Below are 12,789 nucleotides of genomic sequence, written 5' to 3' on the forward strand. Positions count from 1 at the left end.
TCCTCTCCGTGATCAATCACGGAGCTTCCAACCCTCCCAGGAGTTTTACGTGATAGCAACTTTAGGATAATGATAAATACAACAGGACCCATGGAGTGGGTCAGCGCGATTTCCACTCGTCCATCGTTAGAAGCAGCAGTGACGGAGGTAGTTAAACAATGTCAAGAATCGCTGAAATCTTCGCCAGATCTAGGTTTGGTGTTTATCTCTTCGGCGTTTAGCAGTGATTATCCCAGACTCATGCCATTATTAGCGGAACAGCTTTCGGTGCGGGTGCTAATTGGCTGTACAGGTGGCGGTATAGTTGGTATGCAGACGGAAACACAGGTCAAAGAAATCGAGGGTAAACCCGCATTAGGCTTATGTTTAGCCCATCTTCCGGGGGTTGATATTTGTCCGTTTCATCTAAATACCAATGATCTCCCTGATTTAGATAACCCCCCAGAGGATTGGGTAGAATTAATTGGGGTGCATCCCCAAAATGACCCTCAATTTATTTTGTTGATTGACCCGTTTTATGGGAAGATTAATGATCTACTCCAAGGGTTAGATTATGCCTATCCAGAATCGCCGAAAGTGGGAGGATTAGCTAGTTCTGGGATGATGGGTTGGGCGACGGCTGTATTTTGTAACGGCGAGATGTACTCTGCTGAAGCTGTGGGAGTGGCCTTAACGGGAAATATTGTCTTAGAAACTATTGTCGCCCAGGGATGTCGTCCCATTGGTGAACCATTACGGGTGAGTCAAGGGGAAAGAAATATTATCTTGACGGTGGAGAAATGTTCGGAAACTGATGGTCTGAATATTAACGATCGCCGTGAAGTTGCGCCTTTAGAAGCACTACAGGAATTGATAGCGGAATTGGGGGAAGATGACCGCAAACTGGCTCAAAATTCGTTATTTGTGGGTGTGGCGCGCGATGAGTTTAAAGCTAAATTAGAATCGGGGGATTTTTTAATTCGTAATTTGATGGGAGTTGACCCCAGAGTGGGGGCTATGGCTATAGGCGATCGCGTTAGACCAGGACAACGCATTCAGTTTCATTTGCGCGATAGTCGCACTTCTGCGGAAGACTTGAAAGGCTTGCTAAGTGGTCACCAGAAGCTGACAGAAACGACGGCACCAGTAGCCACGGAAGGGGCGCTGATATTTTCCTGTTTGGGACGGGGAGAAAATCTTTATGGTCAGCCAGATTTTGACTCGAATCTGTTTCGGGAGTATTTTAAAATACCCCTAACGGGATTTTTCTGTAATGGTGAAATCGGACCCGTGGGAAATGCTACATTTTTGCATGGGTATACTTGTGTGTTTGGCATTCTGCGTCAACCGTAATATTTGAAGATCACATCATGCAAATCCAAAAAGCGTTAGTAACAGGGGCTTCATTCGGTATTGGTGAAACCTTTGCTAGACAAATAGCAGCCCAAAAGGGCGATCTGGTTTTGGTAGCCCGATCGCAAGATAAACTGGAAAACTTAGCCGGGGAGTTACAATCCCAATATGGGGTAAAAGTCCAGGTAATCAGCCAAGACCTCACGGAAGCCAACGCCGGACAGGTAATCTTTGACCAGGTGGCGGGGGGACCTGAGACGGTGGATCTGCTGGTGAATAATGCCGGGTTTGGGGACTATGGACCTTTGGATGAGCGATCGCTCACTAAACAATTGGCAATGGTGCAACTCAATGTTACCGTCCTGGTAGAGTTGACCTATCTATTCCTGGGGGTGATGAAAGCCCGCCGCTTTGGGGCGATCGTCAATGTATCATCGATCGCCGGATATCAAGCCCTACCCTATATGTCTGTATACTCTGCCACTAAAGCCTTTGTGGTCAACTTTAGTCAGGCTATATGGGCAGAAAATCAGGATACAGGGGTGCGGATTTTATGCCTTTGTCCTGGCCCGACAGAATCGAATTTTTTTGAAAATGCCGAATTTCCCCAGTCCATGAAAAGCTCTGGTAACAATTATGCCAGCGCCGCCGAAGTGGTGAAGGAAACCCTCTCTAGCTTAGACAAAAAAGACTCTACCCTGGTGACCGGAGGCATCTCTAATCAGATTATTGTCAACTTACCTCGGTTAATGCCCAGAGATATCATAGCCAGTTTGGTAGAAAAGCAATTCCGACCCAAAGGGTAGCTTGACCCTGTGTTTAGCCTAATTTATCAATTCAATAAGCTGTGGTAGATGTTTTCTGCCACAATGGTTTGTTAAACCGTTTGTGCTTTGTGCAAATCGGAGCAGATTTCAAAAAAACAATTTTGGTTATGAAGCGTTATCGTTCAATTTTGGCTTGTGTTTTGGCATTTGTAACCGCCTTCGTGGTGGGTTGCAGTTCTCCTGTGGCGGTGGAACCTCCCAGCTATAGCAGTATTCAGCTTGAAAAAATCCAGGAGTATAAGTCTAATATCGCGGCTATACGCGATCGCTCCACCACAGAACTGGCAGGTTATATCCAAAAGGGTGACTGGATCAATATCGATAATTTTGCTCACGGTCCCTTTGGTACTGTACTTCAGGAAATGAACTATGTAGTTCGCAACCTACTTCCCAATGAACAACCAGAAGCCCGCAAGTTGTCCCGCGAGGTGTTTGAGCATTTACAGGATATGAGTGAGGCGGCGGCTAAAGCCGATCGCCAACAGGCTGCTATCAGCTATCAGGAAGCCCTGAAAGACCTGGATTTGTTTTTGAGCAAATTTCCCCAAGTTTAGGGAATAGGTAGTTAGGGAAGGGTATATGGTGGCTTATGACTAGGGTTGTGATTGTCGGGTGTGGAATTATCGGGGCGGCGATCGCCTATGAACTTAGTCTGGTGTCCGGGTTAACCGTCACCGTGGTAGATCGTCATCCACCCGCTACCCAGTCAACCGCCGCCGCTTTGGGGGTATTAATGGGGGTCATCAGTCACAAAACCAAGGGGCGGGCTTGGGCTTTACGGCGCGACAGTATGGCTCGCTATGAAACCCTAATTCCTGAATTGGAAGCCTGTAATGGGTATGCCATTCCTTTTAACCGCCAAGGGATTTTGATGTTAGGGTTTGAGGGGGAAAATTGGCATCGTTGGCAGGAATTAGCTACTATCCGCCGTGAACAAGGTTTTCATCTGGAGTTAATGGATCAGCCAACTGTGCGATCGCATTATCCCCAGATTGATTGTTCGCGAGTCACAGGGGCTATATATTCCCCAAGCGATCGTCAAGTTAACCCCACAACCATAACTAAGGCTTTGGTCGAAGCCGCCCAAAAAAATGGGGCTACATTTAACTTTGGTGTTAATGTCGAGGGCTGGGAAATTACCCAGTTGGGTCATGGTCAGAAACTCTGTCAGCGCCTAAATACTGACTCTGGAAGCCTTCCGGCTGACTGGGTGGTGGTGGCGGCGGGTTTGGGGACTACACCCCTACTTCAGAGCCAATCTTTGCCCTCTGGGTTAACCATTAAACCCGTCCTCGGACAAGCCCTCAAGTTCCGCTTTCGTGAACCTTTGGGGGGTAATCATCCCCAACCTGTGATTACAGGAGATGATGTGCATATTGTACCTTTGGGGGGTTCTGAATATTGGGTGGGTGCAACCGTGGAATTTCCAGACCCCAGCGGGGAAGTCCAACCGCAACTACAACAAGTTGATTTTCTTCTGGAAAGGGCGATCGCTATTTGTCCCGCCCTCGCCCAAGGGGAAATTATCCACCAATGGCATGGGCTAAGGCCCCGTCCCGAAGGTAGACCCGCCCCCGTTATCGGTCCTTTGGCGGGTTTTGGTAATGTCCTACTCGCTACGGGACACTACCGCAACGGCGTGTTATTAGCCCCAGCAACTGCTTTAGAAATACGTCAGATGATTAATGGTGGCATTTAGACCGCCAAAAACTCTTTAATTAGTTCCGCGCTGAGATCTTCGGTTAAGCCAGAGGCAACTATTCCGCCTTTTTGCATGGCATAATAGCGATCGGCTTGGCGGACAAAGTGTAAATGCTGTTCCACCAATAGCACAGAAATTCCCCTAGTTTCAATAATCCGCCGCACCGCTGCTTCAATTTCTAGGATAATTGAAGGTTGAATGCCCTCTGTGGGTTCATCTAAGACTAATAGACGTGGCTTTCCCATTAACGCCCTGGCGATCGCTAACTGTTGCTGCTGACCACCGCTAAGGTCTCCCCCCATACGAGACAGCATAGTTTTTAACACTGGGAATAAATCAAAAATATCCTCTGGTATTTCTCTTTTACCTCTCCCGACTTCCCCAGAGGCTTCTAAGCCTAACAGGAGATTTTCCTGCACCGTGACGCGGGGGATAATTTCTCGCCCTTGGGGAACATAACCAATGCCTAATTTAGCCCGTTTGTGGGTGGGAATTTGGGTAATGGGAACATCGGCAAATTTTACCTGTCCGGTGCGGGGTTTGAGTAGTCCCATGATGGTTTTTAATAAGGTAGTTTTTCCCACACCATTACGACCAATTAGACAAACCATCTCCCCGACCGGAACACTTAAATCAACATCGCGTAAAATGTGGCTTTCTCCGTAATAAACATTCACACCAGAAACCTGTAACATTAGGTTTGATGGGATAATATGGGGTTGGATATCCGCTTGAGTTGATGTCATTTTACTTACTCCTCTTTTCCTAAATAAACCTCAATCACTCTGGGGTCATTTTGCACCTGTTCCATATTTCCCTCACACAAAACCGAACCTTGATGTAATACTGTCACCTGACGCGCTATTTGTCGGACAAATTCCATATCATGTTCAATCACAATAATTGAGTGGCTTTCCGCTAAGGCTAACAATAAATTACCGACGTTTTCGGTTTCCTCATCAGTTAGTCCCGCCACCGGTTCATCAACTAATAATAAATCGGGGGACTGGGCGACTAGCATACCAATTTCTAGGCGCTGCTTTTCACCGTGGGCTAAAAATTCGGCTTTTAAATCTCCTTTGGCTGCTAAACCCACCGTTTCCAACAGTCCCGCCATCGTTCGTTTTTCCCCAGAAATAGGGCGACGAAATAGGGTGGGAAACACATTTTTATTTTGATTAACCACCAGATCCAAATTTTCGGCTACCGTCAAATTTAGATAAACTCTGGGAGTCTGAAACTTGCGACCAATTCCTAGCCGGGCGATTTTATATTCCGGGATATTTCGTAAATTCCGCCCCTTAAATTTAACTTGTCCTTCGGTGGGTTGAACTTTTCCGGTGATGGTATCTAAAAAGGTGGTTTTTCCCGCACCATTAGGGCCGATAATTACCCGCAATTCCCCAGCTTTCATGCTAAAGTTAAGGTTATTGAGGGCTTTAAAGCCATCAAAATTGACGGTAACATTTTCGATTTCTAAGATGTTCATTGCCAGTCCATTAATCCACTCAATATTAACTCTCAAGTTCTTCGCGTTCTAGTTGCAATTCTGGGTCTTCTTCTAGTTGAGGGTAGGTCATTATGGGCTGTCGGAAACCTAATAGCGATCGCATATATTCCCAACCATCTGTCCGTAACCATCCCACTATACCACTAGGGAGAACTGTCACCACAATTAAGAATAATGCGCCTTGAAAAAACAGCCAAACTTGGGGGAATTGTTCACTGAGGAAGGTTTGACCGAGGCGAACTAAGACAGTTCCCAAAATCGCCCCCACCAGAGTCGCCCTACCACCAACGGCGACCCAAATCACCATTTCAATAGAAAAGGCTACCTCCATAAAACTAGGGGTGATAATACCACTTTGAACAGTATATAATGCCCCAGCAATTCCGGCGATCGCCCCAGAAATAGCAAAGACCAAAACCTTAAACCCCGTGGGGTCATAGCCGGAAAATCTCACCCGATTTTCATCATCTCGAATGGCTACCAATAAACGCCCAAACCTCCCACTGGTCAGCCACCGACACAGTAAATAAATTAAAATAATCAACAGAATAGACAATTCATAAAATACCAGTTGGGCGGCGGGGGAACCCGCCTGAGTCCCAAAAATCATAGTGGTATCTGTTTTGAGTCCATTGCTTCCGTTGATATATTTTTGTTGACCGTTAAACAGATGAAAAAATACCAGCAAAGCTGCCTGGGTGAGGATGGAAAAGTAAACCCCTTTAATGCGGTTACGAAATACCAAATATCCCAATATTGCCGCCACGATACCGGGAATCAAAAAGATGGCAACTAGGGTAAACGGAAACGAATAAAATGGCTCCCAAAACCAGGGGAGTTGTTCAACTCCATAGAGCATAAAAAAGTCGGGGATTCGACCTTCGGGAAGCTGTAACTGTAAATACATAGCCAGGGCGTATCCTCCCAGGCTAAAAAAGATGCCATGTCCTAAACTTAGCAGCCCTGTATATCCCCAGATTAAATCAATACCGAGGGCGACAATAGATAGGGATAAGAAACGCCCCAATAGCTTTAATCTAAAGGCTGGCAAAGCTAAAGGCATTATCACACCCAAAATAATAGCGATCGCTATTATTACCCCAATTTCAATGAGTCGCTGTTGTTGCTTCTGTTTTTGTTGGGCGACCCTACCGATTTCCTGATTCATATATATGACCCAATTAACCTTAATTAACCATGGATAAAATGTTGATTTTTAAAGTGTTCGCAAATCCCAATCTACAACTCAGCAGTTCTGCCTTTAGGCGGGAAAATGCCCGCAGGTTTAATTTGCAAAAAGGCAATAATTAGCGCAAAGACTAACACCTTAGACATACTGGTTGTCGCAAAGAAACTCAAGAAATCGACCACAGGCTGTAGAACATCCACAGAGGATAATAAGAACGCCAATGTTCCCGAACCAATCAAATAAATTAAGCTACCAATAACTAAAGCGGCTAACACCGTCCCCAGCAAATTTCCCACCCCACCAACTACCACCACCATAAAGGTATCAACGATATAATTTTGTCCGGTATTCGGTCCAACTGAACCCAATAAAGTAATCGCACAACCTGCTACCCCAGCCAGTCCCGAACCCATGGCAAATGTCAAAGCATCAACCTGGTCTGTAGGGATACCCAGACAAGCACTCATTTGGCGATTTTGAGTTACTGACCTAATCCTTAAACCCCAATTAGAGCGATTAAGAAATAGGTAAATCAACCCCAAACATACCAACCCCAGAATAATAATAAATACCCGCGCATAAGGAACTTGAAAATTCCCTAGGGCGAACCCTCCTCGTAACCAAGCGGGGGCGGTCACATCGACATTTCGGGCGCTAAACCAGGGTCGAGTCAAAACTTGTCCAGCCGCGTTACCAATCAGAATACTAGCGGTTGTAGAAATTCCGATAGATAAGACTAACAAAACCCCCATAGCCCAATTGCGAATTTTCTCCCAGTCCTGGCGACGCTTAACCCAGAATAACCCCCCAAAAAACAAGAGGCAAAATAAGCCCAAACCAATTACCATTTGCCAGTTGACACTACGGACAAATTGGCGTAGAATTAGACTAACCCCCCAAGTGGCTAATAAGGTTTCTAAAGGTCTGCCATATAGGTATCGAATCACGCCTCTTTCTAAGAAGAACCCGACTAAAGCGGCGACAATGAAGGCGACGGGAATAGCCAGGATTATATAGAAATTAAACAGGGGTTCTCCCAGGGGTCTAAAGATATTCTGCACAACAAATGTGGCATAAGCACCCAGCATCATTAACTCTCCGTGGGCGAGATTAATTACCCCCATTAATCCAAAGGTGATTGATAGTCCTAAAGCCGCCAGGAGTAAGACGGAACCGATACTGATGCCATTAAAAAAAGCGATCGCAAGTTCTTGCATTTTTCAAGATTTAAACAACATAGATTCAGGCTATTTAGGAAAGGGCAACCCTTCCGAGTTGCCCTTAATTTAGGAACCTTTAAACCCCTTCCATTCGGAATCTTTCGCCACGGGCGGGGTCAGTCCAATCGCAGGCATAACCCCTGGTGCTAGGAACATACTGATTCCAGGGTAATGGTTCAACCGGACCATCGGAAGACCAGATAATATCAAATAAACCATCATCACGGATTTGACCAATTCTCACAGTCTTAGATAAGTGATGATTAGGATTAAGAGTTACTAACCCATGGGGGGCTTGTAATTGCTGACCTATTGCCGCCGCCCTAACGGCTTCTAAATCGTCCGCTGTCCCGGCTTGTTCAACTGCTTGTTTCCACAGATAAACCATAGTATAAGCAGCCTCCATGGGGTCATTAGTAACCCGGTCTTGACCATGTTTAGCCTTAAATGCCTCCACCCAAGTCTGATTTTCTGGGGTCTCTACAGTTTGAAAATAGTTCCAAGAGGCATAGTGTCCAATGAGGAACTCTCGGCCGATTTGTCGCACTTCTTCCTCAGCGATACTCACGGACATAACCGGGTATAAATCCGGTGTTAATCCTGAACCCTGTAGCTGTTTAAAGAAAGCGACATTACTATCACCATTTAGGCTATTAAAAATAACTCCACCGTTGGGCAATGCCTGCCTAATCTTGGTAATGATTCCGGTAACTTCTGTATTTCCTAAAGGTAGATAATCTTCCCCGACGGTAGTGCCACCTTTAGCCATAAGCTGTTCTTTAATAATGGTGTTGGCTGTGCGGGGGAACACATAGTCAGACCCGACCAAAAAGAACTCTCGACCTTTATTTTCTAATAGCCAATCGACCGCTGGTTCAATTTGTTGATTGGGTGCAGCCCCAGTATAAAAAATATTCCGAGAACATTCCTGACCTTCATATTGCACGGGATACCATAACATATGGTTCCGGGATTCAAACACATCTTTAACTGCTTTACGACTGGCAGAAGTCCAGCAACCAAAAACGGTAACCACTTGGTCTTGGTCAATGAGTTTTTCGGCTTTTTCGGCAAAGGTCGGCCAGTCAGAAGCGCCATCTTCAACTACTGCTTCAATCTGTTTTCCTAACACACCTCCGGCTGCATTTATTTCAGCGATCGCCATTTTTTCCGCTTCCACAACCGTGGTTTCACTAATTGCCATAGTTCCACTTAAAGAGTGGAGAATACCCACCTTAATCGTATCGCCTGTAGTTTGAGTTGTGGCATCTTCCGAGGGAGTACCACAGGCTTTTAAGAGTACACTAGCACCCAAGGTAGCCGATCCATACAATAAAAACTTGCGTCGCCCTAATCTTCTGTTTATCATATCAATTTTACCAGTTGTAACGGGAACTAATCGAAGCCGGAAATTCTCACAAGTTTGACAATTTATTTTTAATTACTAGCCAATTTCCGAGAGTTGATGCTACTTGAGTAAATTTAAGACCGATTACATACCACCAAGGTTAGTTTTACCATGGATAAATCTACTCAAGCCCATAGACTTAATTAAGCATTTACCCTTAGCTAACTTGGTGACAGAGAAATGGTCTTAACTTTTACTTAACTTTAAGGCTAGTCGTGTATCCTAGGCTAAGTCAACCGCAAAAAATGTAGCTATTAATACAGTTTTCCGGTCAAAAGTGAGCATTGGGGGCTAATCATCAGTTATGGAGGTTAACAAGTATGTGTTACCGGAATATGATACTATACAAAAGTTTTGTTTCTGGTTGTGGACATTTTCAGCTAAATAGCGATCGCATGAATGTTGAATGGTTGAGTATTGCCATGTTTATCGTGGCTTTAATAGTGTTAGCATTAGGCTATCCGGTGGCTTTTTCCCTGGGTGGTGTCGCCTTAATTTTCACCCTAATTGGCATAATTTTCGGAGTATTTGACCCCATTTTATGGTCAGCCATGCCACAGCAGATATTTGGGATTATGAACAATTTTACACTGCTGGCAATTCCCTATTTTATTTTCCTAGGTTCAATGCTAGAAAAAACAGGCATAGCGGAAAACCTGTTAGAAACCATGGGAATATTATTCGGAAGAATGCGGGGAGGATTAGCGATCGCAGTAATTATAGTAGGAGGACTCCTAGCCGCCACCACCGGAGTAGTCGCCGCCACCGTCATAGCTATGGGCTTAATTTCCCTCCCCACCATGGTACGCTACAGCTATAATCCCAGACTCGCCGCCGGAGTAATTGTAGCATCAGGAACCCTAGGGCAAATCATCCCCCCCAGTGTAGTCTTAGTAGTCCTAGGAGATCAATTAGGAATTTCCGTTGGCAACCTATTTATTGGCTCAGTAATTCCCGGATTATTAATGACCACCGCCTTTATTATTCATGTAGCGATCGCCTCCTGGTTACGCCCGGATCTCGCCCCCGCCTTACCCACAGAAGTCATCACAGCACCCGGTCTCAAACAGCGAATCATCAAAGTATTAATTCCGCCCATATTACTGATTTTGTTAATCTTGGGAAGTATATTTTTTGGCATAGCCACACCCACAGAAGCCGGAGCCGTGGGATGTGTCGGAGCAATTATCCTAGCCGCTTTTAACCGTCAACTGACCAGAGACAACCTATATCGCGCTTGTGATGCCACCCTACGAACCACCAGTATGGTAATATTTATCCTGATAGGTTCACGAGCTTTTAGTTTAGTATTTCGGGGACTAGGGGGAGACAACGTAGTTAAAGATATGTTCCTCAATCTTCCTGGGGGTCAAATCGGCTTTTTGCTCATCTCCATGTTAATCGTATTCCTGTTGGGATTCTTTATCGATTTTTTCGAGATCGTCTTTATCGTAGTTCCCCTTTTACTTCCCATTGCTCAAAGCTATAATATGGATTTAGTCTGGTTCGGGGTATTATTAGGCGCTAATTTACAAACCTCCTTCCTCACCCCTCCCTTTGGCTTTGCCCTATTTTACCTACGGGGTGTGGCTCCTGCGTCTATCAGCACCGAAGACATTTATCACGGTGTGATTCCATTCATCACCCTACAGCTTATCGTTTTAGGGTTGATAGTCGTCTTTCCCTCCCTGGTCAACTTTTTGCCAGATCTGGCTCAGAACATCGGCCGTTAGAATACATATAGTTAGCAAAATTCCTTATTTGTGCAATTAGATAATCATTATGGCGAAACCCACTCAGGAACAGTTACAACAAGAACTCGAGCAAACTAAATCCGAATTGCGTGATGTTTGGGAGGAATTAGAACGAGTCCAGTCTCAGTTTGAACAGGTATCCGGGGAACTCCAACAGGCTCAGACCCAAATTCCACAGCAGGAAACAGCCTCTGATACTGACTGTCAACAGGAATTAGAAGCGGTCCGGTCTCAGTTAAATCAGGTTTTGGCGGAATTGGAGCAGGCTAAGGCTCAAATTCACCAGCAGGAAGCGGAAAAAGCACAACTGGAGTCCCTACAACAAGAGCTACAGACTACTCAAGATAGTTTGAACACGACTCGCACCCAGTTAGACCAGGTTCAGACTCAAATTCAGCAGGGGGAAACGGACAAGGCGGAACTGGAGTCGGTCCAACAGCAGTTACAGGAAACTCAAGCCAAGCTAACTAGCACTACTGAGGAGTTAGAAAAGGCTAAGACTCAAATTCAGGAGGCGCAAGGGTCAAAAGCACAACTGGAGTCGGTCCAACAGCATTTACAGGAAACTCAAGCCAAGCTAACTAGCACTACTGAGGAGTTAGAAAAGGTCAACTGTCAGTTTGATGAGGTATTGGGGGAACTTGAGGAAACCCATTTTAAGTTACATCAAATTCAGCAGGAAACAGCCTCGGATACGGAGAGCAAGCAAGAATTGGAACGGGTCAATTCTCAGTTAAATCAGGTTTTGGGGGAATTGGAACAGGCTAAGACTCAAATTCAGGAGGCGCAAGGGTCAAAAGCACAACTGGAGTCGGTCCAACAGCAGTTACAGGAAACTCAAGCCAAGCTAACTAGCACTACTGAGGAGTTAGAAAAGGCTAAGACTCAAATTCAGGAGGCGCAAGGGTCAAAAGCACAACTGGAGTCCCTACAAAAAGAGTTACAGACTATTCAAGGTCAGCTAACCAGCACTACTGAACAGTTAGACCTGGCTCAGTGTCAGTTTGATGAGGTATTGGGGGAACTGGAACAGGCTCATATTCAGGCTCAACAGGCGCAACAGGAAAAAGCACAACTGGGGTCTGTCCAACAGGAGTTACAGGAAACTAAAGAGAAATTTACTAGCATTCAGCAGGAGTTACAGCAGGGTCAGTTGAAGTTTGATGAGGTATTAGAGGAACTAGAACAGGCTCATATTCAGGCTCAACAGGCGCAACAGGAAAAAGCACAACTGGGGTCTGTCCAACAGGAGTTACAGGAAACTAAAGAGAAATTTACTAGCATTCAGCAGGAGTTACAGCAGGGTCAGTTGAAGTTTGATGAGGTATTAGAGGAACTAGAACAGGCTCATATTCAGGCTCAACAGGCGCAACAGGAAAAAGCACAACTGGGGTCTGTCCAACAGGAGTTACAGGAAACTAAAGACAAGCTGAATAATAAGACTGAGGAGTTGAAACAGGCTCAGTTTATGCAAAAAGAAGCGGCTGAGGAAGTTGATAAGACTAAGGCTGAGTTACACGAGGCGCGACAAAATCTGCAAACACTGCGATCGCAAAAAGAGGAGACGGAGGGACTTTTACGGAAGTGTCACGCTCAACTTCAGGAAACTATGGAGGTATTAGAGTCCTCCCACAGTCAACACAAACAGACTCAAGGGGAATTGGAACAATTGCGATCGCAAAAAGAGGAGACGGAGGGACTTTTAGAGAAGTGTCACGCTCAACTTCAGGAAACCATGCAGGTATTAGAGTCCTCCCACAGTAAACAACAACAGACTCAAGAGGAATTGGAGCAATTGCGATCGCAAAAAGAGGAGACGGAGGGACTTTTAGAGAAGTGTCACGCTC

Annotated in this window: 11 protein-coding genes; 6 read left to right on the forward strand and 5 right to left on the reverse strand. The window is 45.4% G+C overall.

Annotated elements, in window-relative coordinates; all coding sequences use genetic code 11:
- Positions 1 to 90 precede the first annotated feature (90 nt).
- The 4 genes from P5683_RS13800 to P5683_RS13815 all read left to right on the forward strand — a co-directional run bounded on the left by P5683_RS13800 (position 91) and on the right by P5683_RS13815 (position 3,858).
- Positions 91 to 1,332: an FIST N-terminal domain-containing protein gene (locus P5683_RS13800; RefSeq protein WP_046321075.1), complete on the forward strand. Its 1,242-nt coding sequence runs from the start codon at positions 91 to 93 to the stop codon at positions 1,330 to 1,332.
- Between the two features lie 17 nt (positions 1,333 to 1,349).
- Positions 1,350 to 2,138, forward strand: coding sequence for an SDR family oxidoreductase (locus P5683_RS13805; protein WP_315640191.1), 789 nt, complete (start codon positions 1,350 to 1,352; stop codon positions 2,136 to 2,138).
- A gap of 128 nt (positions 2,139 to 2,266) precedes the next feature.
- Positions 2,267 to 2,713, forward strand: coding sequence for a photosystem II protein PsbQ (gene psbQ, locus P5683_RS13810; protein ID WP_006668826.1), 447 nt, complete (start codon positions 2,267 to 2,269; stop codon positions 2,711 to 2,713).
- A 35-nt stretch (positions 2,714 to 2,748) separates the two neighbouring features.
- Positions 2,749 to 3,858 (forward strand): FAD-binding oxidoreductase, encoded by a 1,110-nt coding sequence (locus P5683_RS13815; RefSeq protein WP_006621815.1) that lies wholly within the window; start codon positions 2,749 to 2,751, stop codon positions 3,856 to 3,858.
- Here P5683_RS13815 and urtE read toward each other — a convergent pair.
- The 5 genes from urtE to urtA all read right to left on the reverse strand — a co-directional run bounded on the left by urtE (position 3,855) and on the right by urtA (position 9,149).
- The gene (gene urtE, locus P5683_RS13820) at positions 3,855 to 4,556 is read right to left on the reverse strand and encodes an urea ABC transporter ATP-binding subunit UrtE (RefSeq protein WP_035759891.1); all 702 of its coding nucleotides are present in this window, start codon (positions 4,554 to 4,556) and stop codon (positions 3,855 to 3,857) included. The two genes, P5683_RS13815 and urtE, sit on opposite strands and share 4 nt — an antisense overlap.
- Before the next feature lie 56 nt (positions 4,557 to 4,612).
- A complete protein-coding gene (gene urtD / locus P5683_RS13825; protein ID WP_046321074.1) occupies positions 4,613 to 5,350 on the reverse strand; it encodes an urea ABC transporter ATP-binding protein UrtD in 738 nt (245 codons plus the stop codon).
- A 25-nt stretch (positions 5,351 to 5,375) separates the two neighbouring features.
- The gene (gene urtC, locus P5683_RS13830; RefSeq protein WP_046321073.1) at positions 5,376 to 6,539 is read right to left on the reverse strand and encodes an urea ABC transporter permease subunit UrtC; all 1,164 of its coding nucleotides are present in this window, start codon (positions 6,537 to 6,539) and stop codon (positions 5,376 to 5,378) included.
- A 71-nt stretch (positions 6,540 to 6,610) separates the two neighbouring features.
- The gene (locus P5683_RS13835; protein ID WP_006621810.1) at positions 6,611 to 7,777 is read right to left on the reverse strand and encodes an ABC transporter permease subunit; all 1,167 of its coding nucleotides are present in this window, start codon (positions 7,775 to 7,777) and stop codon (positions 6,611 to 6,613) included.
- A gap of 79 nt (positions 7,778 to 7,856) precedes the next feature.
- Positions 7,857 to 9,149, reverse strand: a complete 1,293-nt coding sequence (urtA, locus tag P5683_RS13840; protein WP_008056729.1) for an urea ABC transporter substrate-binding protein — start codon at positions 9,147 to 9,149, stop codon at positions 7,857 to 7,859.
- 434 nt (positions 9,150 to 9,583) lie between these two features.
- Here urtA and P5683_RS13845 point away from each other — a divergent pair, with 434 nt between their 5' ends.
- Entirely contained in the window at positions 9,584 to 10,921 is a 1,338-nt protein-coding gene (locus P5683_RS13845) for a TRAP transporter large permease subunit (RefSeq protein ID WP_008056725.1), read from the forward strand.
- A gap of 49 nt (positions 10,922 to 10,970) precedes the next feature.
- A partial coding sequence (locus tag P5683_RS13850; protein WP_315669453.1) for a hypothetical protein occupies positions 10,971 to 12,789 on the forward strand: 1,819 nt, incomplete at its 3' end.

It is taken from the genome of Limnospira sp. PMC 1279.21 (assembly GCF_032349615.1).
Lineage (GTDB): Bacteria > Cyanobacteriota > Cyanobacteriia > Cyanobacteriales > Microcoleaceae > Limnospira > Limnospira fusiformis.